This window comes from Eikenella sp. NML120348 (assembly GCF_001648435.1).
GTDB lineage: Bacteria > Pseudomonadota > Gammaproteobacteria > Burkholderiales > Neisseriaceae > Eikenella > Eikenella exigua.
Map to the genome: position 1 here is coordinate 208,142 of NZ_LXSP01000003.1, position 23,902 is coordinate 232,043.

21 protein-coding genes are annotated in these 23,902 nt (G+C 57.6%); 5 read left to right on the forward strand and 16 right to left on the reverse strand.

The window, feature by feature from the left end; all coding sequences use genetic code 11:
• Positions 1 to 10: 10 nt before the first annotated feature.
• Positions 11 to 1,684, reverse strand: coding sequence for an energy-dependent translational throttle protein EttA (gene ettA, locus A7P99_RS06220; protein ID WP_067528381.1), 1,674 nt, complete (start codon positions 1,682 to 1,684; stop codon positions 11 to 13).
• Positions 1,685 to 1,972: 288 nt separating this feature from the next.
• Between ettA and A7P99_RS06225 the strand changes: the two genes are divergently transcribed.
• The 4 genes from A7P99_RS06225 to A7P99_RS06240 all read left to right on the forward strand — a co-directional run bounded on the left by A7P99_RS06225 (position 1,973) and on the right by A7P99_RS06240 (position 4,967).
• Positions 1,973 to 2,611, forward strand: a complete 639-nt coding sequence (locus A7P99_RS06225; RefSeq protein ID WP_067686968.1) for a DedA family protein — start codon at positions 1,973 to 1,975, stop codon at positions 2,609 to 2,611.
• Positions 2,612 to 2,751: 140 nt separating this feature from the next.
• The gene (holB, locus tag A7P99_RS06230; protein WP_067686971.1) at positions 2,752 to 3,735 is read left to right on the forward strand and encodes a DNA polymerase III subunit delta'; all 984 of its coding nucleotides are present in this window, start codon (positions 2,752 to 2,754) and stop codon (positions 3,733 to 3,735) included.
• A gap of 99 nt (positions 3,736 to 3,834) precedes the next feature.
• The gene (locus A7P99_RS06235) at positions 3,835 to 4,194 is read left to right on the forward strand and encodes a PilZ domain-containing protein (protein WP_067447644.1); all 360 of its coding nucleotides are present in this window, start codon (positions 3,835 to 3,837) and stop codon (positions 4,192 to 4,194) included.
• Positions 4,195 to 4,196: 2 nt separating this feature from the next.
• On the forward strand, positions 4,197 to 4,967 hold the full coding sequence (locus A7P99_RS06240) for a TatD family hydrolase (RefSeq protein ID WP_067447642.1): 771 nt from the start codon (positions 4,197 to 4,199) through the stop codon (positions 4,965 to 4,967).
• 375 nt (positions 4,968 to 5,342) lie between these two features.
• Here A7P99_RS06240 and ftsZ read toward each other — a convergent pair whose 3' ends face one another.
• The 12 genes from ftsZ to mraY form a co-directional block, all read right to left on the reverse strand.
• Complete coding sequence (gene ftsZ / locus A7P99_RS06245) at positions 5,343 to 6,515, reverse strand: cell division protein FtsZ (RefSeq protein WP_067447640.1); 1,173 nt, start codon at positions 6,513 to 6,515, stop codon at positions 5,343 to 5,345.
• A gap of 99 nt (positions 6,516 to 6,614) precedes the next feature.
• Positions 6,615 to 7,853: a cell division protein FtsA gene (gene ftsA / locus A7P99_RS06250; RefSeq protein WP_067447637.1), complete on the reverse strand. Its 1,239-nt coding sequence runs from the start codon at positions 7,851 to 7,853 to the stop codon at positions 6,615 to 6,617.
• A gap of 134 nt (positions 7,854 to 7,987) precedes the next feature.
• A complete protein-coding gene (locus A7P99_RS06255) occupies positions 7,988 to 8,746 on the reverse strand; it encodes a cell division protein FtsQ/DivIB (RefSeq protein WP_067447635.1) in 759 nt (252 codons plus the stop codon).
• Positions 8,730 to 9,650: a D-alanine--D-alanine ligase gene (locus tag A7P99_RS06260; protein ID WP_067447633.1), complete on the reverse strand. Its 921-nt coding sequence runs from the start codon at positions 9,648 to 9,650 to the stop codon at positions 8,730 to 8,732. The genes A7P99_RS06255 and A7P99_RS06260 overlap by 17 nt, the downstream gene beginning before the upstream one ends.
• A 73-nt stretch (positions 9,651 to 9,723) precedes the next feature.
• The gene (locus tag A7P99_RS06265; protein ID WP_067447631.1) at positions 9,724 to 10,770 is read right to left on the reverse strand and encodes a hypothetical protein; all 1,047 of its coding nucleotides are present in this window, start codon (positions 10,768 to 10,770) and stop codon (positions 9,724 to 9,726) included.
• Positions 10,771 to 10,773: 3 nt separating this feature from the next.
• Positions 10,774 to 11,820: a hypothetical protein gene (locus A7P99_RS06270; RefSeq protein ID WP_067528379.1), complete on the reverse strand. Its 1,047-nt coding sequence runs from the start codon at positions 11,818 to 11,820 to the stop codon at positions 10,774 to 10,776.
• Entirely contained in the window at positions 11,813 to 13,210 is a 1,398-nt protein-coding gene (gene murC / locus A7P99_RS06275) for a UDP-N-acetylmuramate--L-alanine ligase (RefSeq protein WP_067686973.1), read from the reverse strand. Before murC ends, A7P99_RS06270 begins: the two co-directional genes overlap by 8 nt.
• 326 nt (positions 13,211 to 13,536) lie before the next feature.
• A complete protein-coding gene (gene murG, locus A7P99_RS06280; RefSeq protein ID WP_067447625.1) occupies positions 13,537 to 14,607 on the reverse strand; it encodes an undecaprenyldiphospho-muramoylpentapeptide beta-N-acetylglucosaminyltransferase in 1,071 nt (356 codons plus the stop codon).
• A 10-nt stretch (positions 14,608 to 14,617) separates the two neighbouring features.
• The gene (gene ftsW, locus A7P99_RS06285; RefSeq protein WP_067528375.1) at positions 14,618 to 15,772 is read right to left on the reverse strand and encodes a putative lipid II flippase FtsW; all 1,155 of its coding nucleotides are present in this window, start codon (positions 15,770 to 15,772) and stop codon (positions 14,618 to 14,620) included.
• 83 nt (positions 15,773 to 15,855) lie between these two features.
• Positions 15,856 to 17,199 carry a UDP-N-acetylmuramoyl-L-alanine--D-glutamate ligase gene (gene murD / locus A7P99_RS06290; protein ID WP_067447621.1) on the reverse strand — a complete coding sequence of 448 codons (1,344 nt, stop codon included), beginning with the start codon at positions 17,197 to 17,199 and terminating at the stop codon, positions 15,856 to 15,858.
• A 100-nt stretch (positions 17,200 to 17,299) separates the two neighbouring features.
• Positions 17,300 to 17,449, reverse strand: coding sequence for a hypothetical protein (locus A7P99_RS10450; RefSeq protein WP_231863728.1), 150 nt, complete (start codon positions 17,447 to 17,449; stop codon positions 17,300 to 17,302).
• Between the two features lie 261 nt (positions 17,450 to 17,710).
• A complete protein-coding gene (gene mraY, locus A7P99_RS06300) occupies positions 17,711 to 18,793 on the reverse strand; it encodes a phospho-N-acetylmuramoyl-pentapeptide-transferase (protein WP_064088707.1) in 1,083 nt (360 codons plus the stop codon).
• A gap of 182 nt (positions 18,794 to 18,975) precedes the next feature.
• Between mraY and A7P99_RS06305 the strand changes: the two genes are divergently transcribed.
• Positions 18,976 to 19,743: an alpha/beta fold hydrolase gene (locus A7P99_RS06305; RefSeq protein ID WP_067447620.1), complete on the forward strand. Its 768-nt coding sequence runs from the start codon at positions 18,976 to 18,978 to the stop codon at positions 19,741 to 19,743.
• A 93-nt stretch (positions 19,744 to 19,836) separates the two neighbouring features.
• Here the strand turns inward: A7P99_RS06305 and A7P99_RS06310 are convergent, their stop codons facing one another.
• The 3 genes from A7P99_RS06310 to A7P99_RS06320 form a co-directional block, all read right to left on the reverse strand.
• A complete protein-coding gene (locus A7P99_RS06310) occupies positions 19,837 to 20,919 on the reverse strand; it encodes an MBL fold metallo-hydrolase (RefSeq protein WP_067528373.1) in 1,083 nt (360 codons plus the stop codon).
• The gene (gene murF, locus A7P99_RS06315; protein ID WP_067686976.1) at positions 20,909 to 22,291 is read right to left on the reverse strand and encodes a UDP-N-acetylmuramoyl-tripeptide--D-alanyl-D-alanine ligase; all 1,383 of its coding nucleotides are present in this window, start codon (positions 22,289 to 22,291) and stop codon (positions 20,909 to 20,911) included. The genes A7P99_RS06310 and murF overlap by 11 nt, the downstream gene beginning before the upstream one ends.
• 113 nt (positions 22,292 to 22,404) lie before the next feature.
• Complete coding sequence (locus A7P99_RS06320) at positions 22,405 to 23,886, reverse strand: UDP-N-acetylmuramoyl-L-alanyl-D-glutamate--2,6-diaminopimelate ligase (RefSeq protein ID WP_067447617.1); 1,482 nt, start codon at positions 23,884 to 23,886, stop codon at positions 22,405 to 22,407.
• Positions 23,887 to 23,902 lie beyond the last annotated feature (16 nt).

Consider the following 23,902-nt stretch of genomic DNA (forward strand, 5'->3'; position numbering starts at 1 on the left):
TCTTTGTGCTTTAGCGGGTTACCGGTTTGTAGCGGATACGTTTCGGTTTCGCGCCCTCTTCGCCAAGTCGGCGTTTCTTGTCGGCTTCGTATTCCTGATAGTTGCCGTCGAAGAACACCCATTTGGAATCGCCTTCGCACGCCAAAATATGCGTGGCGATGCGGTCGAGGAACCAGCGGTCGTGCGAAATCACCATCACGCTGCCGGCAAATTCCAGCAATGCTTCCTCCAGCGCGCGCAGGGTTTCCACGTCGAGGTCGTTGGACGGTTCGTCCAGCAGCAACACATTGCCGCCGCTCAACAAGGTTTTCGCCAAGTGCAAACGCCCGCGTTCGCCGCCGGAGAGCTGCCCCGCGATTTTGCTTTGGTCGCTGCCTTTGAAGTTGAAGCGTCCCAAATATTGGCGGGCGGGGATTTCAAATTGCCCAACCTGCAAAATATCGCGGCCTTCGGCGATGTTGTCGAACACGGTTTTGTCGTTTTGCAAACCTTCGCGGCTTTGATCGATCAGGCTCATTTTCACGGTTTGCCCGATTTTCACTTCGCCGGAATCAGGCTGCTCTTTGCCCGCAATCATTTTGAACAGCGTCGATTTACCCGCGCCGTTCGGGCCGATGATACCGACAATCGCGCCCGCAGGCACTTTGAAGCTCAAATCGTCAATCAGCACTTTATCGCCGAACGATTTGGAAACGTTCACAAATTCAATCACTTCATTACCCAAACGCTCGGCGACGGGAATAAAGATTTCCTGCGTTTCATTGCGTTTTTGGTATTCGTAGTTGCTCATTTCCTCAAAACGCGCCAGACGCGCTTTGGACTTGGCTTGGCGGCCTTTGGCATTTTGGCGCACCCATTCCAATTCCTGCTTCATCGCTTTCACGCGCGCGGCTTCGGATTTCGCCTCGTTTTCCAAACGCTTTTCTTTCTGCTCCAGCCAAGACGAGTAATTGCCTTTCCACGGAATACCGTAGCCGCGGTCGAGTTCCAAAATCCATTCGGCGGCGTTGTCCAAGAAGTAGCGGTCGTGTGTTACCGCGACGACTGTACCGGGGAAGCGCACCAAGAATTGCTCCAGCCATTCCACCGATTCCGCATCCAAGTGGTTGGTCGGCTCGTCCAGCAGCAGCATGTCGGGCTTGCTCAATAAGAGTTTGCACAAAGCGACGCGGCGTTTTTCACCGCCGGACAGATTGCCGATTTTGGCATCCCATTCAGGTAGCCTCAACGCATCGGCAGCGATTTCCAATTCGTGTTCCGCACCGCCGCCGGTGGACGAACCCGCTGCGATAATCGCTTCCAAGCGGCCCTGCTCTTCCGCCAACGCGTCAAAATCCGCATCGGGATTGGCGTACTCGGCATACACTTCTTCCAAACGTTTCTGCGCGGCTGCCACTTCGCCCAAACCGCTTTCCACTTCCTCACGTACGGTTTTCTCAGGATCAAGCTCCGGCTCTTGCGGCAAATAGCCGATTTTGATACCGCTCATCGGTACGGCTTCGCCCTCAAATTCCTTATCCACGCCCGCCATAATCCGCAGCACGGTGGATTTGCCTGCGCCGTTCAAACCGAGCAGGCCGATTTTCGCGCCGGGGAAGAAAGAAAGGGAAATATCTTTAATGATAGTTTTCTGCGGCGGCACAACCTTGCTCACGCGCAACATGGAATAGACGTATTGCGACATAACAACTCCTCGAAAATAGGGGAAACAGGCAAATAGGTAAATGCCGCCGATTCTAACCGAAAAAAGCATTTCAAGCAGCCGAAAGGCTACCTGAAAATACGGAGTAACAGCGTTTCTAAGAAAAAGAAACTTTCAGGTAGCCTCTAGCCCCTCTGAGGCTACCTGAAAAATTGCATCATCTAACCGGCGGCAAAAAACGGCGTTTGCAGCGCGGTTTGCACGCAGCCCTTTCAGCCCGCCCCCTCTTGCCTTACAATGCCGCCCGTTCTTTTTATTTGCGGTTTCCCCATGCTTGCCAGCCTGATTGATTTTGTTCTGCATATCGACCAACACCTCATCGAGCTCACTCAAACCTACGGCTTGTGGATTTATGCCATCCTGTTTCTCATCGTGTTTTGCGAAACCGGGCTGGTGGTTACGCCCTTTCTGCCGGGCGATTCGCTCTTGTTTGCCGCCGGCGCGGTGGCGGCACTGGGCGGGATGAATGTGCATATAGCGGCCACGCTGCTCTTGGTGGCGGCAGTGATTGGCGATGCGGTAAACTTCGCCATCGGCAAGTATTTCGGCGAAAAGCTGTTTGCCAAACCGGATTCGCGCGTGTTCAAAAGCGAGTATCTGGATAAAACCCATGCTTTCTACGAAAAATACGGCGGCAAAACGATTATCCTGGCGCGATTCGTGCCGATTGTGCGCACCTTTGCGCCTTTTGTGGCGGGCATGGGCAATATGCATTACGGCCGCTTTATCCGCTACAATATCATCGGTGCGCTGATGTGGGTGGGGCTGCTCACTTATGCGGGCTACTTCTTCGGCGAACTGCCGGTGGTGAAAAACAATTTCGGGCTGGTGGTGATCGGCATCATCGCGGTGTCCGTGCTGCCGATGGCGGTGGAAATCGCCAAAGCCAAATGGGGGAAGAAGGCGTAGTGCCGTCCCTGCTTCGTTTTCAGGTAGCCTCTTGCCATAGCGGATTAACATGGCGGCGAACCCACGCCGTAGCAGTCTTATTTTCATTCACTCCATTTTTAAACGGCCAATCTCTTTTCAGGTAGCCTTCACGTTTTCCTATGATTTATCCTTGGCATGAATCCGCTTGGCGGCAGTTGGCTGCCCAATGGAGCAACCGCCCCAACGCTTGGTTGCTTACCGGCCGGCGCGATACCGGCAAAACCGCGTTTGCCCACCATCTGGCGCAGGCGCTGTTGTGCGAACAGCCGCAGGCCGAACACCAGCCCTGCGGTAGCTGCCCTTCCTGCCATCTGTTCGCCCAAGGCAGCCATCCGGACTACTACGAACTCGCGCCCGAGTTGCCTGCCGAAGGCGAAAGCGCGCGCAAGCTGCTGCAAATCAAAATCGATGCCGTGCGTGCCGTGCTATCGCCACTGCTGCAAAGCTCCGTGCGCGGCGGGCTACGCGTGGTGCTGGTGCAGCCGGCAGAAACCATGAATACCCAAGCCGCCAACGCGCTGTTGAAAATGCTGGAAGAGCCGCCTGCATCGGTGGTATTCCTTTTGGTGACCCACAACAAAGACCGCCTGCTGCCCACCATTAAAAGCCGCTGCCGCCCCTTCCTGCTGCCCGCCCCAAGCACCGAAGAAGCCTTAGGCTACCTGAAAATGCAAAACACCCCTCAAGCCGAAGCCCTACTTGCCTTCCACAGCGGCGCCCCACTGTTTGCAGCCGAACCGGAACAAGACACCATGCGCGAAGAGCTGTGCCAACTGCTGGCCAAACCGCGCCTGTTGGCCATGCTGGATTACGCCGCCGCCTTCGACAAACAAAAATGGCCGCTGGCCGTGTTTCTCGACTGGCTGCACAAATGGCTGGCCGATATCGCGCTCGCCCAACAAAACCTGCCCCCGCTCTACTACCCGCAACACCAAGCCGCCATTTTTCAGGTAGCCTCCCGCACCCAGGGGACAACCTTATTCCAACTGGTACACACCCTAAACCGCCTCAGCCCTTACGGCCGGCACACCTTAAGTGTTAGAATGCAGATTGAAAATTTGTTAACCAGTTATCTTGCCTTTTGGCAAAACAAACCACTTTAAGAAAATAACCGCCAAACCACCATTTGGCATTGGCTGAGGCAATAAGCAATTTAGCTATATTTGGCCTTCACTCTACTTACTCACAACAAGGACATACCAATGAGCACCCCCTCCGACAGCGCCCCCGGCCGCATGATGAGCGTTAGCCTCAAAGACAAACCCATCGCCTACTACAGCTACATGCCGTTTCTGGAACATGGCGGCATTTTTGTGCCCACCAACGACGAATTCAAAATGGGCGAAGAAGTGCTGTTGGTATTGGAACTGTTTGACAATCCAGAAAAATTCTTCCTGCGCACCCGCGTAGTGTGGATCAACCTCAGCCGTACCACCAACGGCCAGCCGCAAGGCGTAGGCCTCGCTTTCGGCGACGACGAAACCGGCATCAAATGTAAAAACTACATCGAAGACCAACTGCCCGGCCTGCTGCATACCGACCGCGCCACCTACACCATGTAGCCATGCTGATCGATTCGCACTGCCACCTCAACTTCCCCGACCTCGCCCAAAGGCTACCTGAAGTCCTCGCCAACATGGCCGAGGCCGGTGTGGATAAAGCCATTGCCATCAGCGTGAGCCGGCAGAGTTTCGAAGAAGTGTACGCCATCGCCCAAAATCACCCCAACATCTACGCCACTGTCGGCATCCACCCCGACGATCCAGAAGCCGAAGAATTCAGCCTGGAAGAACTGCTGGAACGCGCCGCCCTGCCCAAAGTGGTGGGCATCGGCGAAACCGGCTTGGATTATCATTGGTGCAAAGGCAATTTGGCCTGGCAGCACCAACGCTTCGCCCTGCATATCGAAGCTGCCAACCGCAGCGGCTTGCCACTTGTTGTCCACACCCGCGATGCTGCTGCCGATACCATGCGCCTGCTGCGCGAACATCAAGCCCACGCCGGCGTTATCCACTGCTTTACCGAAGACGTACACGCCGCCAAACTAGCCTTGGATTTAGGCTTCTACATCTCCTTCTCCGGCATCGTCACCTTCAAAAACGCCACCGCCATCCAAGAAGCCGCCCGCTACGTGCCGCTCGACAGGCTGCTGGTGGAAACCGACGCTCCCTACCTCGCACCCGTGCCAAAACGCGGCAAACCCAATGAGCCCGCCTACGTACGCCATACCGCCGCCTTCGTTGCCCAATTGCGTGATGACAGCTTGGAAAACATTATCCAAGCCACCACCACCAACTGCCTGCGGCTGTTCCACAAAATTAGCATAGCGGCTTGAAACCTGTTTGGTACACGCTGCTTCTACTAAAAATCCGCTGCACCCGTATGGTTTAGTCGTTCTAAATCGGCAAATCTAAGCAGCACCGTATCATTCCTAATTGAAAATGGAATAAAAAGCTACCTGAAATCTTTCAGGTAGCCTTTGCTGATTTTGCATTGGAGATATATAACTGTAAAACTTCACTTCATATAAGGCGGTGAACCGAAGATAGTACAGGCATACGGCAAGGCGAACCAATGCCGTATGAATCAAAGAGTTTTAGCTATTTTCATCGAAACCAAAGCACCCCTCTCCTTTCAGGTAGCCTTAAAATATCAAATGAGCAAAAACCTGCCTCTTTCGAGGCAGGTTTTATTAAGAACCAAACTGGGCTTAATCAGCCTGGCGGCGGATCACCGCCGGAATTTCGAAATCGTCCAACACAGACTGGTTGGCAAAATCAGAAGCAGCCAAATTCATGGTACGGGCAGTGCGGCCGGAGCGGATAACGCTGTCGATTTCCGGGAATGCGCCGTCTGTGCCGGTGGCTTGAGCAGATTTCACCATACGCAGGTTGCTGCTCTGGCTGTTATCGCCCTGCTCTTTCAGGCCGGTGGCAATGATAGTAACGCGGATTTCGCCTTCCTGCATGGCAGCATCTTCGGCTGTACCGTATTTCAATTCGGCATCAGGATGAGCATATTCGCTCACTACCGACATGATTTCTTTGTACTCTTTCATGGTCAGACCATCGGGGGCGGTAGTGATGTTCACCAACACGCCACGCGCGCCTTCCAGCGTTACATTGTCCAGCAGCGGGCTGGCAATTGCCTGCTCGGTAGCCAAACGGGCACGGTCGATGCCTTGTGCGAAACCAGAACCCATCATGGCCATGCCCATGATACCCATTACATTACGTACGTCAGCGAAGTCCAAGTTGATCATACCGGGGCAGGTAATCACTTCGGCAATACCGGCCACCGCGTTGCGCAACACGTTATCGGCGGCACGAAATGCCTGGCGCACAGTTACATCTTCGCCTAGGGCGGTCATCAGCTTGTCGTTCGGGATAACAATGAGCGAGTCTACTTGGTTTTTCAGGGTTTCCAAGCCGTCTTTGGCGATCTGGATACGTTTGCCTTCGTGTTCGAACGGGCGGGTAACCACAGCCACGGTCAGGATACCCAGCTCGCGAGCGATTTCGGCCACCACCGGAGCAGCACCAGTGCCGGTACCACCACCCATACCAGTGGTGATGAACAGCATATTGGCGCCTTGGATGGCATCCGCAATAGTTTCACGATCTTCCAACGCAGCATTGCGGCCGGTTTCCGGATTGGCGCCGGCACCCAAACCTTTGGTCAAGTTAGTACCCAACTGGATACGTTTAGGCGCTTTGCTGCCCTGTAAAGATTGGGCATCGGTGTTGGCACTAATAAACTCAACGCCTTGTACCGTGTTGTCTATCATATTGTTAATAGCATTACAGCCACCGCCACCAATACCGATAACTTTAATGACCGCCGGACTGGCTGCGGATTCGACAACATCATAAACCAACTGCATTTAACACTCCTTTTGCGCCCCGGAAGGCTACCTGAAAACTGAAATCGCCCGTATTATAAAGGTTTGAACGGATTTTGTGTGCAAGAATAAGCAAAAAGCTTAGAAATTGTTTTTCAGCCACTCTTTGAGACGGTAGAAAATAGAATCGCCGTCTGCGGCCTGCCTTACGATGTTGTGCGCGCCATGTTGATTACTGTACTCGGCAGCGGTTTGCAGAAGGCCGATGGCGGTAGCATAGCGCGGATTGCGGATACGCTCTGACAAGCCGCCCATTTCCTGTGGCACTCCAATGCGGGCGGGCAGGTTGAACACGTCTTCGGCTAGTTCCACCACGCCGGAGAGCAAAGATGCACCGCCGGTGAGTACCACGCCCGAGGTGAGCACTTCTTCGGGGAAGCCGGAACGGTGCAGCTCATTGCGGGTTAGCTCCAAAATTTCTTCCACACGCGGGCCGATAACGCTGGCCAACACACGGCGTGAAATCTGGCGCGGGCTGCGATCGCCCACGCTGGGCACTTCAATCATTTCATCCAAACCATCACCAGTAGCCAAGGCCACGCCATGGTTGATTTTGATGTATTCGGCAGCGTTATAAGGGGTGCGCAGGGCTTGCGCCAAATCACGGGTAATCAAGTCTCCGGCCACCGGAATCACAGCAGTATGGCGAATAGCACCGTTGGTGTACACGGCGATATCGGTCGTACCACCGCCGATATCGATGACGCACACGCCCAGTTCTTTCTCGTCTTCAGTCAGCACAGCACGGCCGCTGGCCAAGGGCTGCAGAATCATATTGTCGATGTGCAGGCCGCAGCGTTCGATACATTTTTGAATGTTCTGCATGGCAGTAACCGCGCCGGTTACGATATGGATGCGTGTATCCAGCCGCACACCGCTCATACCGATGGGCTCGCGCACACCGGGCTGGTTATCAATGATGTACTCCTGTACCACAGTGTGCAAAATCTGGTGATCTGGCGGGATATTTACAGCCTTGGCGGTTTCGATGGCACGATCGATATCGGCCTGCATCACCTCGCCTTCCTTAATTTTCACTACGCCCTGCGAATTCATGCTACGGATATGGTTGCCGGCAATACCGGTTACCACACTGCCGATTTGGCAGTCGGCCATCAGCTGGGCTTCTTCCATGGCCTGGGTGATGGCTTGGGCGGTGGCATCGATATTGGTCACCATGCCGGCCTTCAGGCCGTGCGACGGCGTCTGGCCGAAGCCGATAATATGGATTTCGTCGTCGTTTTGCACTTCACCGATTAAAACGATGGTTTTCGAGGTGCCGATGTCCAGCGCGCCCACCAGTTGTTTGTTGTTTGACATAACTCTGTCTCGCTTATTGTTGAAATGGTTGTTTATAGCTAAAGCACTTATTTCTTCCTACTACATTGGCCCGACTTGCCATATTACTCAATACTGTTTGCAGCTCGCCGCCTGGTAGGAAAAAAATAATTGTTTCAGCCATGCCCGCCCGATTGCGGTTGTTGGTTGCTGTTGTTGTCTTCATCTGCTGTGTCCTGTTTGTAGCGCACAGCGAAACCGTCTTTATAGCGTAAATCCACGTATTGCACGTCTGCTGCGCGTTCTTTCAAAATCTCATGCCACGCCTGCACAAAGCGGCGCAAACGGTTTGGCGCGTCGACGCGGCCAAGATGCAGCCGGATGCCGTTTTCCAAAGTCAGCTCCCGTGAGGAGCGCGAGCTGTAGTCCATGCGGCTGATTTTCAAATTAGTCGGCGCCAAGATGGCTTGGAACTCAAGAAATTCCTCCACCATAATTTTACGCATTCCCGGCGTGCCTGCAAATACGGGAAAGTTTTCATCGGTGGGGGCATCAAAGCCTTTGCCTTCGCTATCTACCAACCCGCCGCCTTCCCAGCGCGCCACAGGCTGCCGCTCTTCCACCCGGATTTGCACCGTATCCGGCCAGATTCGGCGCACCTCCGCCTTGGCCACCCAAGGCAGCGTTTCAAACGCCTGCCGTGCTTCGTTCAAATCGGCTTTGAATATATTGCCGCGGATGTGGAGATGGGCGGTTTGTTGCAGCTGGGCGGCACTTAAGCGGTGCAGGTCGCCGTCGATTTTCACCAGTTTCACCGGGAAATATGGCGAATTCATCATCCACATCACCACCACCGCAATCAGGCCGACGCCAGCCAGAAGATAGAGGCTGCTGTAGATGCGTTTGAGCGCGCCGGCATTATCCCAAAATCGCATGGCTCAATACTTCAACGCATAAGTCGGCAAAATTCAAGCCGGTTTGCGATGCAGCTTTCGGCACTAAGCTGTGGCTAGTCATGCCCGGCACTGTATTGATTTCCAACAAATAAAGCTTTCCGCTTCGGCTGCGCAGGAAATCCACCCTACCCCAGCCGCGCCCACCGATGGCTTCAAAGCCCGCTTTGGCCAAGCGGCGGATTTCCTCCTCACCAGCTTCGTCCAGATCGCTGGGACATTGGTACACCGTGTCGTCGCGGAAATACTTGGCATCGTAATCGTAAAACTCAGTGGCCGGGATGATGCGGATGCTGGGTAGCGCCTGTTGGCCGAGCACGGCACAGGTGTATTCGCCGCCGTCGATAAAGCGTTCGGCGATGATTTCGCCGTGCAGGCGGCGTTCGTGCAGCTCACTGTATGCTTTAGGTAACTCACCAGGCTGTTTCACTTTCACCACACCCACGCTGCTGCCCTCAGCGGCGGGCTTCACAAACATCGGCAGGCCGAGTTCGGCTTCCACGGCGGCAAAATCGGTATCATCGTGCAACACGGCGAAATCGGGTACAGGCAGGCCGAGCGCCTGCCAAATCAGTTTGCAGCGGTATTTGTCCATGCCCAGTGCGGAGGCAGCCATGCCGCAGCCGGTGTAGGGGATGCCGATGGAATCGAGTAGCGCCTGCACGGTGCCGTCTTCGCCATAAGTGCCGTGCAGCACATTGAAGGCTACCTGAAAACCCTGCGCTTTCAGTTGCAGGATATCTTGCTCTTTCGGGTCGAACCGGTGGGCATCGATGCCCCGGCTCTGCAAGGCGGCCAATACGGCCGCGCCGCTATCGAGCGACACTTCGCGCTCGCTGGAGAATCCGCCGTTCAATACGGCCACCTTGCCAAACTGCTTGTTCATTTGCTTTGCTTCTTTCTTGCTTCTACTTTCAGGTAGCCTCATCAAACGCCCGTCTGAAAGGCTACCTGAAAACTTAAAACCGGTAATGCCGCCAGCTCGGGTCGTATTCGCACGCAGCCTGCGGCTTGAGTTCGGCAAACTGCTCGCACAGTGCCTGCGCTTTTTCCATGAGGCGCTCCGGCTCGCCGGTAGCGGCAAATATGGTGCGCTCACCCCGCGTGAGGTTGGTTACGGCAATCGTACCGATGCCTTGCTGCTGGTGGCAGGCTTCGGCGTCGAATTCGTCTTGCAGCCGGTAGGCTGCCATCAACGCGTCTTCGCCGTTGATTTCGCAGCGCACGGAAACGCACCAGCCCATATCCGCCCGGCCCAGCAGGCCATTGGCCGATTCATTACGCAGCAGCACCAGGGCATCTTGTTCATGTTCTTCGTCTTCATCGCGCTGATAGGCAGTATACTGCCATTCCGGCTCGGGATAGAGCGCATCACGCCCCAAGGCTTTCCATACTTCGTCTAATTTTTCAGGTAGCCTGTGCAGCGGCACGGCTTCCGGCAGCGCGGTATCCACAAAATCCAGTGCGCCCACTTTCACCACCGCATCCCACTCGCCCAATACATGGTCGAGCATAATCAGCGCCAGACGCTGCGCGACTTCCAAATCTTCTGCCTTGGGCGGCTTGGCAAAAGCCACGTCCAGCGCGGGCAGGCCGCGCCATTCTTCGCAGCGTACCAAAATATCCGCCGCCTGCATTTCCACGCCGCCCATGCGGATGGCGAACTGCTCCGACGAGCCCAGCCGCTGGCGGAAACACAGTACCGAACGCTCGGTGGATTCCGCTGCCGTGGCAATCAGCGTCAGCACTTGCGGAAAGTGTTCCAAATCGCCGTTGGCGCTGAACACCAGCGCGCCGTCGGCCGGCTGTCCTTCCAACTCCACCACCACTCCGGGGCAGTATTCGTGCAGCAGGCTGTTGGCCTCGGTAACGAAAGCTACCGGGGCTTCCAACGCTGCAAGCCGCGCCTCTTCGCACCGCCACACCGTCCAGAAACAATGGGCATTATCTTGCCATTCGCTCAGGCTGCGCTGGCCTGCGGCTTCGTTGGTATCTGATTTTGTCATCTTTTATCCTTGCAGGCGGTAATGCCGCCATGACGGGTCAAACACACAGTTGGCCCGTGCGTCCAGCCGCTCATAACGTGCGGTGATTTCCCGCACCTTTTCCCACAATCCTTCCGGCTCGGTCACCATGGCAAAGGCGATGTATTCGCCTTTTTCCGCATCAGCCAGCATGGCGGTGAGGATACCCTGCTCGTGCTGCCCGACGCAGCCGGAAAACTCGTGTGCCAATTCCTGCGCCAGAGCCTGGCTCATGTCGTCGTACACTTCACAGCGCACGCTCAAACACCAGGCCAAATCGGCACGCCCCAACAGCGAAGCAGCCGATTCGTTGCGCACCAAAATCTTGGCCGGCTCGCCATCATCGTTTTCCGCGCCATACACGCGGAACTCAGCCTCGCCGCTCGGATACACGCCGTTGTGCCCCAGCTGGGCACGCCACAACTTATCAAAAGCAGCGGGCAGCCTGGCCAGCGGCAGCGCACCCCGAGGCGGTTGCTCCACCAGCTCCACATAGCCGGTTTTCACGTTTAAATCCCACTGCCCCAAGGCCTGCGCCAAAAGCAGCCACACCGCCAGCCGGCGGTCGTCGGCATCCGTGCCAACAGGATTATCGTTCACAAAAACCTGCAAATGCACCAGGCCATCGCTGCCTGGTGCGCAGGCTACCTGAAACTGGCTGCCGGAAAGCTGCGTTTTGCCGAAACCGGCCTTGCGCTGCGGCAGTTCGTCAGCCCGGCAGCGCCGCAGCAGCGCCTGCACGCCGAAAGGCAAACCCGGTGGCGCAGCCTCGGCCAGCAATACCGCGTCGGTCATCGGCTCCAACCGCCCGCCGCTGCTGAAGGCTACCTGAAACTTCGAACCAGCATCAACAGCATAATCCGAAACGGCCTGCAAAAATACGCCGGGGAAATAGTGGTGCAGCAGGTAGTTGCCGCTGTTCACCAACGCCACGCCACCGCCAGACTGCCAGAACTGTTCCCACTGCCAGCTCTGCCAAAAAGCAGCGGCACGCTGCCGCGCCTCTTGGCGGCGTTTCAGGAAATTATCCATACGCCGCCAAATCCTGCAAGGCCTGCGGTACTTTGTTGATGCTGCCTGCGCCCATATTCAGCAGCAGGTCGCCATCTTGCAGCATATTGAGCAGGGTGGCGGGCATATCAGCCACGTCGGCGCAGTAAATCGGCTCCAGTTTGCCAGCCACACGCAGGGCACGAGTGAGTGCACGGCTGTCGGCGGCCACGATCGGCTCTTCGCCGGCGGCGTATACATCGGTGAGCACCACTGCATCTGCGGTGTTCAGCACGCGTACGAAGTCTTCAAACAAATCGCGGGTGCGGGTATAGCGGTGCGGCTGGAATGCCAACACCAGGTGGCGTTCGGGATAAGCGCCGCGTGCGGCGGAGAGCGTGGCAGCCATTTCCACCGGATGGTGGCCGTAGTCGTCGACCACCAAGGCGCTGCCGCCTTGCGGCAGCTTGATTTCGCCGTAGCTCTGAAAGCGCCGTCCCACGCCGCCGAAACCGGCCAGGCCGCGCTGGATGGCTTCCACATCCGCACCACACTCCAGCGCCACACCGATAGCAGCCAGCGCATTGAGCACATTGTGCCGCCCCGGCGCATTCAGCCGCACTTCAAACGGCGCGATCAGGCGTTTGTTCAGGTGCACAGTAAAGCACATCTGCGCGCCTTCGCTGTGCACATTATCGGCGTAAATATCGGCGGTTTCGTCTAAACCATAGGTGGCAAACGGTTTCTGGATCTCCGGCAGGATGGCGCGCACATGCTCGCTGTCGATACATAAAAATGCCTTGCCGTAGAACGGCATACGGTGCACAAATTCCACAAAGGCCTGGTGCAGCTTGTCCACACTGTGGTCGTAGGTGTCCATGTGGTCGGTGTCGATATTGGTCACCACAGTAATCACAGGCGTGAGATACAGGAATGAGGCGTCTGATTCGTCGGCCTCGGCCACAATATACTGCCCGCCACCAAGCTTGGCGTTGGTGCCCGCAGCGGTAAGCTTACCGCCAATAACGAAGGTCGGATCGAGGCCGGCAGCAGTGAGGATGGAGGCAGTGAGACTGGTGGTGGTGGTCTTGCCGTGCGTGCCGGCAATGGCGATGCCCTGGCCGAAGCGCATAATCTCCGCCAGCATCATGGCGCGCGGAATTACCGGAATGCTTGCCTTGCGGGCAGCCAACACTTCCGGATTATCCGGCTTGATGGCGGTGGAGGTAACCACCACGTCCACGCCTTCGATATGCTCTGCCGCATGGCCGTGAAACACCTTGATGCCCATATCGGCCAGCTGGCGCGTTACCGCGCTTTGTGCCTGATCCGAGCCGGATACGTCGAATTCTTTATACAGCACCTCGGCCAGGCCGCACATGCCCGAGCCACCGATACCGACGAAATGAATGCGTTTTACTCGTTGCTTCATATTTATCACTTTTATCACTGCTTCCCGGGCAGCCATTGCAGACAAAATTGTTATTGTATAGCGGATAAACATTTTTTGATACAACACGAGCGGGAGAAAAGCCCATATTGCTGCTGAGGCTACCTGAAAATAGCCGCCCGGAGCACAAACCAAGCAAAGCCTTTAAGCCATCTACCATGCCAATCATCAAGCAGGCTTGCCAATAGCACATTCAATTGCCCGGTTTGGCAGCGGCTTTTGCTTTTCAAGCAATCGAACATTGGGTTCCATTTGTTATTTGAGGCTACCTGAATCTTCAAAACCGCTTTTCAGGTAGCCTCAACCAATCATCCGCCCACCGCCGCCAGTGCCGCTTCCGCCACCTTGGCCGCACTGTCCGGTTTGGCCACCTGGCGGGCGTTTTGCGCCCATTGGCGGCAAATGTCGCGGTTTAGGCCCAAGAGTACGGAAGCCAGCTTCTCGGCAGTCAGCTCGCTCTGTGGCAAGAGCAGCCCGGCCTCGCTGGCAGCCACGAAGCAGGCATTAGCGGTTTGATGGTCGTCCACCGCATAGGGATAGGGTACAAGCAGCGCACCCACGCCGGCAGCAGCCAGCTCGGCAATGGTAAGCGCACCGGAGCGGCACACCACCAAATCCGCCGCGCCGTAGGCCGCGGCCATGTCATCGATAAACTCGCTACATTCAGCCTGTACGCCGGCTTCGGCATAACGCTGGCGCAAACCTTCCAGCTTACCGCGCCCGCTTTGGTGGCACACTTCCGGACGTTGCTCGGCAGGCAGCAAAGCCAGCGCTTCGGGCAGCAGGCGGTTGAGAATATCCGCACCCAAACTACCGCCAGTAACCAGCAGCTTCAGGCTACCTGAACGCTCGGCAAACCGCTCTTGCGGCGCAGGCAGTGCGACAATATCAGTGCGCACAGGGTTGCCCACCAACCCGTTTTCATCACTAAATACCTTGGGAAAGGCATACAGCACGCGGCTGGCCAGCTTGGCTAAAATCCGGTTGGAAAGCCCGGCCACGGCATTTTGCTCATGAATCACCAACGGCACGCCGCACAGCTTGGCCGCCATGCCGCCGGGCACGGTAACGAAGCCGCCGAAGCCGATGGCGCCGTCCACCTGATGCTTGCAGATGATGCGCCGCGCCGCACGGATGGTGTGCCACAGCGTGAACGGCAGCATCAGCTTGCGCTTGAGGCCGTTGCCGCGCACGCCTTTGATGGCCAGGGTTTCAATTTCGATGCCATGCTGCGGCACAATGCACATTTCCATCGCGCCCTCGCTGCCCAGCCACACCACCTTGTGCCCGCGTTCGCGCAGTGCGGCGGCCACCGCCAGCGCGGGGAAAATATGCCCGCCGGTACCGCCGGCCATCAGCAAAAAGGTTTTCACGCCCATATTCGGCTCCTCACACTTCAAAACCGCGCATTTTGCGCCGGTTTTCATAATCCACCCGCAGCAGCAGCGCCACAGCTATTAGCATGGCCACCAGCGCCGAGCCGCCGAAGGAAATCAACGGCAGGGTCAGCCCTTTGGTGGGCAAGAGGCCGATGTTCACACCGATATTGAAAAAACTCTGAATGCCCAGCCAGATGCCCACGCCGCTGGCCACAAACGCACCGAAAAACTGCTCCAAGTCGCGCGCCATCTTGCCAATAGAAAACGCGCGCCACACCAGCCACAGATAGCAGGCAGTGAGCAGCATCATGCCGAGAAAGCCGAATTCCTCGCCGATAACGGCGGTGATGAAATCCGTATGCGCCTCGGGCAGGTAGAAGCGTTTTTCCAGCCCCGCGCCCAAACCCACGCCCGTCCAACTGCCACGCCCGATGGCCATCAGCGCATGAGTGAGCTGGTAGCCGCTGCCCAGCGGGTCGGCCCACGGATCGAGGAAGGCGGTCACACGCGCCATGCGGTAGGGCGAAATCAACACCAATGTTACCATGCCGCTCAAGCCGGCCAGCACCACCACGATAAACCAGCGAAACGGCAGCCCCACCAAAAATAACAATCCCACGCTGATCACCGACACCACCACAAACGAGCCGAAATCTGGCTGCAGCATAATCAGCCCCAGCCCGCAACCCACCGGCAGCGCCACCCAGCACACTTTCTTCAAATGCTGCAACACTTCGGCACGGCGCATAAAAAAGCCGGAAAGATAAAGAATCACCGCCAGCTTGAAAAATTCGCTCGGCTGCAAATTGGCTACACCCAAAGGAATCCAACGCCGTGCGCCGTTCACATCGCGCCCCACCAGCAGCACCGCAATCAGCATCAGCAGGCTGATTACCAGCAACACCATCGAATACTTCTGCCAAGTACGCATCGGCACCCGAAACGCCGCCCAGGCTGCCCCGCCGCCCACGCTGATATAAGCTGCCTGGCGGATGAGAAACGCCCACTTATGGCCGCCGCCCAGCCCGGCAAAGGCCACCGAGGCGGAATACACCATCACCAGGCTGAAGCCTAGCATCAGCACCACCAGCCACAGCAGCGATTGATCGATGGTGTGGCCGTGGCGCAGGATTTTGCGGTCGAGGAGTTTGGATTCGGTAATCATCGGGTACTTCAAGTTGCTTCAAAAAATCAATAAAACAGGGTTTCAGGTAGCCCTTTGGCCTTAGCAAAGGCTACCTGAAAACATCACAAAGCCTCAAACGCCTCAATAAACACCTGCGAGCGGTGTGCATAGCCTTTAAACATATCGAAGCTGGCGCAGGCGGGGCTAAGCAGCACGATGTCGCCGGGTTCGGCCAGGCGGTAGGCGGTTTGCACGGCCTCCTGCAGGGTGGCGCAATCCATCATCTCCACGCCGCAGCCGGCCAGGTCGTGGCGGATTTGCGGCGCGTCTTCGCCGATGAGCAGTACGGCACGGGATTTGCCGGGCAGCACGTTTTTCAGCGGGGTGAAATCCTGCCCTTTGCCCTGCCCGCCGGCAATCAGAAACAGCGGGCTTTGCAGGCCGGCGATGGCGGCTTCAGTGGCGCCCACATTGGTACCTTTGCTGTCGTCGATAAACACCACGCCGTTTTTCTCGCCGATTTTTTCCACGCGGTGCGGCAGACCTTTGAAGGTGCGCACATGGCGCAGCAGCTGCTCGCGCGGCAGGCCGATTGCTTCGCACAAAGCCAGCGCGGCCAGCACGTTGGCGGCGTTGTGCAGGCCTTGCAGCGGAATATCGGCGGCGGCAATCAGCATTTCCGTGCCGTGTTTCAGGTAGCCCGATGCGGCGTCAAACCAATAATCGGTTTCCTGCTGCAGCGAAAAGCGGCGCACTTCGCAGCCGCTGCGTTTCATGGCGCGGCACAGCGCATCGTCGGCATTGATTACCTGCACGCCGCTGCCACGGAAGATTTTGTCTTTGGCGTGGGCGTAGTCGAGCAGGTCGTCGTAGCGGTTGAGGTGGTCTTCGGAAATATTGAGCACGGCGGCGGCGGCGGCGTTCAAATGGTCGGTGTTTTCCAGCTGGAAGCTGGAAAGTTCGAGCACCCACATATCGGCACTCTGCTCCTGCCGGTCTTCATAGGCTTCGAGCACGGGCGTGCCGATGTTGCCGGCCACCACGGTATCCAGCCCGCATTCGCGGCACAAATGGCCGACTAGGCTGGTTACGGTGGTTTTGCCGTTGCTGCCGGTGATGGCGATGATTTTGTCGCGCTTGCCGGAAAGCTCGTGCGCCAAGATCTCCACATCACCCAGCACACGGCCGCCGGCCTGTTTGAAGGCTTCGATTTCAGGCGTGCGCTCGCTGATGCCGGGGCTGAGTGCAAGAATGTCGAAGCCTTCGGCCAATGCGGTTTTCAGGTAGCCTGTGTGGCAGGCCAGGCCGGGGAAACGCTGTTGCAATTCGGCCCGTTTGGCGGCGGGGAAGTCGGCATCATAAGCAGCTACCGCCGCGCCTTTGCGGCGCAGGAAATCCAACATGGAAATGCCGCTGCCGCCCATCCCGGCCACGAGGATTTTTTGGTTTTGCCATTCGCTTTTCATTCTATTCTCCATGCCACCCGGTTTACCTGCGGGCGGCTGCTTTCTCAGCTTTAGCTTCGCTTATTTTCACTTCGTTGAGGCTTGCGCTTTCAGGTAGCCTTTACTGCACGGCTGTATTAGCCAGCAACTTCAGCAACAGCAGCCACGGCAGCATAATCCCGCCGATGCACACCATCAGCCACAAAATCAAACTGTCTGCCATCTGCCGCAGCAGGGCGAAATAGCCCCATGAATACAAGCCCCAAATCACGGCGGAAATAACTGCCGCAATCAGGGGCCGCCAAACAGGCCGAATAAAAAAGTTACAACGGCAAAAGCCAGCGCCCATTGCCAAGCACAGGAATCCTCAGCGAAATCCTGCATTTTGGCAAAGGCCAGCAAAATTAGCATATGTAGCAGCATAACCTGGGTTCTTTAAATTGGGTTGCAACGGGTTTTGGCTTCACAGCAGCTTACCGTATCTGCTTTCAGGTAGCCTCTCTTTAACCCGATAAGGCTACCTGAAAACCGTTTAACGAATTTTCAATGTGCTCAAGCCCACCAGCACCAGCACGATGGTGATGATCCAAAAGCGCACCACCACCTGCGTTTCCTTCCAGCCCTTCTGCTCGAAATGGTGGTGGATCGGCGCCATCAGGAAGATGCGTTTTTTGGTTCTCTTATACCAACCCACCTGCAGCATCACCGACAAAGCCTCCACCACAAACAGCCCGCCCATAATCACCAGCACAAATTCCTGCCGCACAATCACCGCCACTGTGCCCAGCGCCGCGCCCAGCGCCAACGCGCCCACATCGCCCATAAACACCTGCGCCGGCGCCGCGTTGAACCACAAAAAGCCCAAACACGCGCCGCACATGGCCGCGCAGAACACCATCACCTCGTTCGCCCCCGGCACAAAAGGCAGCTGCAGATAGCGTGCAAACTGCCAGTGCCCGGTGGCATAGGCAAACACCGCCATCCCGCCGGCCACCAACACCACCGGGAAAGCCGCCAGGCCGTCCAGGCCGTCGGTCAGGTTTACCGCGTTGGACGTGCCTACAATGGTGAAATACGACAACACCACAAAGCCCACCACGCCCAAAGGCAGCGCCACCTGCTTAAAAAACGGCACGATTAAAATATTGTTTGCCGAATTGCTCGCCACATAAAACAGCAGCACCCCTGCCGCCAGCGCCACGCTGCTCTGCCACACCATCTTAAATTTGGCCGACACGCCGTGCGGATCTTTATACACCACCTTGCGCCAATCGTCGTAGAACCCCAGCGCGCCCGTGCCCAGCAACACGCCGAGCAAAATCCAGATATACGGGTGCGACACATTGCCCCACAACAGCGTGGACACCGTAATCGACACCAAAATCAGCACCCCGCCCATAGTGGGCGTGCCCGCCTTGGCCAAATGGGTTTTCGGCCCGTCGCTGCGGATGGCCTGACCGGCTTTAAGCTCGGTGAGCTTGCGGATGGTCCACGGCCCCAGCATCAGGCTGAACGCCAAAGCCGTGAGCGCCGCCATCACCGCGCGGAAAGTGGTGTATTGGAAAATGTTCAGCGCCGAAATCCAGTTGCTGAGCTTGGCCAACCATAAAAGCATAAAACTTCCTTAAATCATTTTATTAACTCAAGTTGCCCAGGGCGGGAAAGGCTACCTGAAAATCACAATTGCCCGTATTGCATCCACTGTGAAACAAGAAAATATGGCATTATAAACCAAGCCGCTACCCAAGAGAGGCTACCTGAAAACCGAAATTCCCACTGCCATGCGAGGTACAAACTATGCAAACCATGCACTCCCACAGCGCACGCTGCCGCATCCGATTTATGGATCTACCAGCCCATGCAGGCAGAAACAGTATCCCTTGCCTATTTATCCACGGCCTAGGCTGCGCTGCCAGCTACGAGTACCCCCGCATCGCTGCCAGCCCGGCCTTGGCAGGCCGCCGCACTATCCTGCTTGACTTGGCAGGTCACGGCTACAGTGAACGCCCACAGGATTTTTCCTATTCCACCAGTGCGCAAGCCGCAATCGTATCCGAACTGGCCAACCATCTTAACTTGCCGCACTTCTATCTCTATGGGCACAGCATGGGTGGCAGCATCGCTATTGAAGCCGCCGAACAGCTCGGCAGCCGTGTGCGCGGACTCATGGTAAGCGAATGCAACCTGATTGCTGGCGGCGGCATATTCAGCCGCAACATTACCGCACAGAATGAAGCGTATTTCATCCACAATGGCTATGCCGAACTGCTAAATAACGAACCCTCGCCGTGGGCGGGCAGCCTACAAAGTGCTGCCCCGTGGGCATTGTGGCGTAGTGCATATCATTTAGTGAACGGTATATCGCCCGATTGGCTGCACCGCCTCTCCTCCCTGCCCCAACGCAAAATTTATTTAGTTGGCGATCGTTCCCTGCCCAACACAGACTACGACCTTATCCTTCAATACGGTATTCCCTGCGCCGTGATTGCCGATGCCGGGCACTCGATGTCTTGGGAAAATCCGGAAGGCTTGGCTACCGCTTTGGCGGAATTTATGTGCGCTTGAGCTTGGGTTACCAACATGGCTGTTTTTGTTTCAGCCCACTTTGAACCAGTAAGGCTACCTGAAAGCAAACGAAGCCGAATTTGTCCGAACCGCTCACACCTCTTCCCACCACAATTCAGTTTCCATATCCGCATCAAACACCTGCCCGATTAGCGGCGTGAGCACCGGCAGGCCGCGCTCGATGGCCAGCGGGATGCTGCGGCGCACGGGTTCGTTCCAATCGTGCATGGCCAGGCTGAAGGCGCCCCAGTGAATCGGCATCATGCGGCGCGCGCCCACGTCGATGGAGGCCTGCACGGTTTGCCCGGGGAACATGTGGTTGTCCGGCCAGCGGCGGTCATATTGGCCGTTTTCCATAAAGGCCAGGTCGAAGCCGCCAAAATGCCGGCCGATGTCGGCGAAGTGGCTGCCGTAGGACGAATCACCGCTGAAATAAAGCCGCTGCCCGCCGCCTTCGATAGCCCAGCCCGCCCACAGCATACGGTTGTGGTCGGCCAGGTTGCGCGAGCTGTCGTGGCGGGCGGGAGTGGCGGTGAATGTTACGCCGCCGACGGTATGGCTCTGATACCAATCCGCCGCCGAAATGTTTTCCGCCTTCACGCCCCAGCGGCGCAGCAGCACTTCCATGCCCAGTGGCACCAGGAAATGCACCCCGCTGTCTGCCACGCTGCGCACAAAGGATTCCTCCAAATGGTCGTAGTGGTTGTGGCTGTAGAGGATGATATCGAGTGGCGGCAGTTCGTGCGGTGCGGCGGGCGGCGGCTGGAAGCGGCGGAACATTTTGTTGTTCGGTGCGGCGCTCATACCGAACACGGGGTCAGTGATGATGTTCAACCCGGCCACGCGCATCAGCAGGGTGGAATGGCCGAACCAAACAAACCGTGCCTTTTGTTCGTTTTTGCTGCGCAGAAACTCGCTCTGCTCGTTTTGGCGAAACTCGCTCCGCTCGTTTTCAGGTAGCCTTTCCTGCCGCACGAAGGCGGCAAAATCAGGCTTGGCAAACGGCAGCGGCTGCGCGGGAAAGCGGCCTTGGCGGCTGAGCATTTTGAACGCCCCGCCGAAATCCAGCGGCTGCAGCCGGCGTTTGGGCTCGGGGTTGAAAAACCGGCGGCGGATCGGGTCGTAGTGGTTGCTGGCCGGATATAGCGGATAACCGCCGTGCGGCCTACGCTTCATGGCCCTGCAAGGCGGCCACCACCTCTTCCATCTGCATAAAACGCGAACCTTTCACCAACACCGAAGCCTGCTCCGGCAATTCGTGCACCAGCACCTGCTGCAACGGGTCTTTGGCGGCAAACCACAGCCCGGCCGCGCCGAAAGCCTCGGCAGCCTCCACGCTGAAATCGCCCACAAAATAAGCGGCTTCGATGCCCTTATCCCGCGCATAGCGGCCGATTTCGGCATGCAGGGCGGGGGCTTCGCCGTCGCCCAATTCGCCCATATCGCCCATCACGAAAATGCGCGGCGCAGGCAGCCCGGCCAACACATCCAGCGCGGCCCTCATGCTGTCGGGGTTGGCGTTGTAGGTGTCGTCGATAATCGTGCTGCCGCGCAGGCCGGCCTTGCGTTGCAAACGGCCTTTGATATTGGCAAACCCGGCCAGCGCGGCGGCGCTTTCAGGTAGCCCCACGCCCGCCTGCAAAGCCAGCGCGGCCGCAGCCACGGCATTGGCCACGTTGTGTTTACCCGGCACCGGCAGTTCTACCGCCGCACGTTGGTTTTGCCACACCAAATCGAAGCGGCAGCCCAAGGGCAGCAGCCGGACGTTTTCGGCATGCACTTCGCCCTTGTCCACGCCGAATTCGATTTGGCGCAAATTCAGGGCGCGGCAGGCGGCGCGGAACACTTCGGCATATTCGTCTTCCGCCGGAATCAGCGCCGTGCCGCTTTCAGGTAGCCCGCGGTAGATTTCGCTTTTGGCGCGGGCAATATCGCCCACGCCGTCGAAACCGCAGCCGATATGCGCGCGCAGGGCGTTATTGACCAGCGCGGCATCGGGGCGGGCGATTCGGGTGAGCGCATCAAGCTCGCCGAAATGGTTCATGCCCATTTCGATAACGGCATAACGCTGCTGCGGCCGCAGGGCAAGCAGGGTGAGCGGCAGGCCGATGTGGTTGTTGAAATTGCCGGCGGTAGCCAACACGGCCGCTTCGCCGAACTGGCGGCGCAGAATGGCGGCCAGCATTTCCTTCACCGTGGTTTTGCCGGAAGAACCGGTGATGCCGAGCACCAGCGGGTTCACCGCTTCGCGCCAAGCGGCAGCCAGGGTTTGCAGTGCCACCAACGTATCGGCCACCGGCAGGCTACCTGAAAGCGCGGCGCAGTCTTGGCGCGATACCAGTGCCAAAGCGCCCTGCGCCAACACGGCAGGCACAAAATCGTGGGCATCGTGTTTATCGCCCACCAAGGCAACAAACAAATCAGTGCCGCGCTCGTCGGCAGCAGCGGCTTGGCGGCTGTCGGTGATAACGCGGCGGATGGGGCGGTTGTGCTGCGGCGCGGGCAGGTTCAGGGCGCGGCAAACAAAGGCTAAATCAAGTGTGGGCATGGGAATTCCATTGAAAATATTACGGGGCGGCAGGCTACCTGAAAAGGTATTAATACTTTCAGGTAGCCTGTGGCAAGCTCAAAAGGCTACCTGAAAATCCGATACGCCTGTTTTCAGGTAACCTCATCCAGCGCGGCTTCGGCGATTTCAAAATCGGAGAAATGGTGCTTCTCGCCCTGTACGTCTTGATAGGTTTCGTGGCCTTTGCCGGCAATCAGCACGATATCCTGCGGCATGGCGCGGCGGATGGCGGTTTGGATGGCGACGCGGCGGTCGGCCTCCACCAGTGCGGGCTGCGGCACGGCAGGCAGGATGTCGGCGATGATGTCTTGCGGCTCTTCCATGCGCGGGTTGTCGCTGGTGATCACCACTTTATCCGCGCCCTGTGCGGCGGCGCTGCCCATCAGCGGGCGTTTGCCGCGGTCGCGGTTGCCGCCGCAGCCGAACACGCACCACAGGTTCGCGCCCTGCGGTTTGATTTCGCGCAGGGTAGCCAGCGCTTTTTCCAGCGCGTCGGGCGTGTGGGCATAGTCCACCACCACCAGCGGGCGGCCTGCACGGCTGATGCAGTCCATACGGCCGGTGGCGGGACGGATTTGTGCGAGCACGTGCAATACGTCGGGCAGCGCATAGCCTTCGGCGCACAAAAGGCCGACGCAGGCGGCAAGGTTTTGCGCATTGAACCGCCCTAAGAGCCGGCTGTGGATTTCGCCGCTGCCCCAAGGCGTATCGGAGGCGACCTGCATGCCTTGGGCGGAAGCGGCAAAGCGGGTGATGCGGATATCGGCTTGTTCATTGAAGCCGTAGCCGTACACGTTCAGGCTTGGGCGGTCGGCACGCAGCCCGGCAGCCAGTTCGCGGCCGAATTCGTCGTCCGTATTGATGATGGCGTGCCGAAGGCTCTGCCAATAGAACAGCTTGGCCTTGCTGGCACCATAGGCGGCCATGCTGCCGTGGTAATCGAGATGGTCGCGGGTGAGGTTGGTGAAGATGGCGGAGGAGAAGGGCGTGCCGACCACGCGGTTTTGGTCGAGGCCGTGGCTGGACACTTCCATCGCCACGGCTTTTGCACCCTGCTGTTTGAATTGGTGCAGCAGGGTTTGCACGCGCACGGGGTTGGGCGTGGTGTGGGTGGTTTCTTCGAGCCGCCCCCAGAAACCGTTGCCCACCGTGCCGATGATGGCGCAGGGCGTGCCGAGCAAATCGGCGGCTTGGGCAAGCCATTGCGAAATCGAGGTTTTGCCGTTGGTGCCGGTTACCCCCCAGCAAGAAAGGCTACCTGAAAAATTGCCGTAGAGCTTGGCTGCCAGCAGGCCGGCGTTTTGCTTCAGGTGCGGCACGCCGAGATTGGCGATTTGCCACTCCGGCCGCCAGGCGAAACCGTCGCCGCTGTCCCAAAACACCATTGCTGCGCCATTGGCAATCGCGGCGGGAATATAGTTTCGGCCGTCGGCATATTCGCCCTGGCAGGCCACGAATACGTCGCCCGGCTGCACCAGGCGGCTGTCCATACGCAAAATGCACCCCGCCGCCACATTGGGCGGCAGGGTGCAGTTGTCGGGCAAGTCAAACTGTTTGTCCTTCAAGCAATACATGGTCGGCTCCAAGCAC